This window comes from Acinetobacter sp. USHLN143 (assembly GCF_037145695.1).
Taxonomy (GTDB): domain Bacteria; phylum Pseudomonadota; class Gammaproteobacteria; order Pseudomonadales; family Moraxellaceae; genus Acinetobacter; species Acinetobacter fasciculus.
On record NZ_JBBCWZ010000329.1, the window covers coordinates 1 to 223 of the forward strand.

At 43.5% G+C, this 223-nt stretch carries 1 protein-coding gene; it reads right to left on the reverse strand.

The features are described from left to right. On the reverse strand, nucleotides 1–223 hold a 223-nt coding region (locus WFH18_RS18245), incomplete at both ends, for a transposase (RefSeq protein ID WP_336755466.1).

Consider the following 223-nt stretch of genomic DNA (forward strand, 5'->3'; position numbering starts at 1 on the left):
TGCTTGCCGATCTGCAATGACCTGACGGCATTGCTTGGTGTCATAAGCTCCATCGGTATAAACAGAGTCAATCTGCTCATCTTGTGGAATCTGATTAAGTAAATCACCAAGCACCTGTGAATCACTGACATTATTGGTTGTGAGCTGAATAGCGCGTATTTGTAGGGTTTTGGCATCTATACCAATATGTAGTTTACGCCATTGGCGACGATATTCAGCTCCA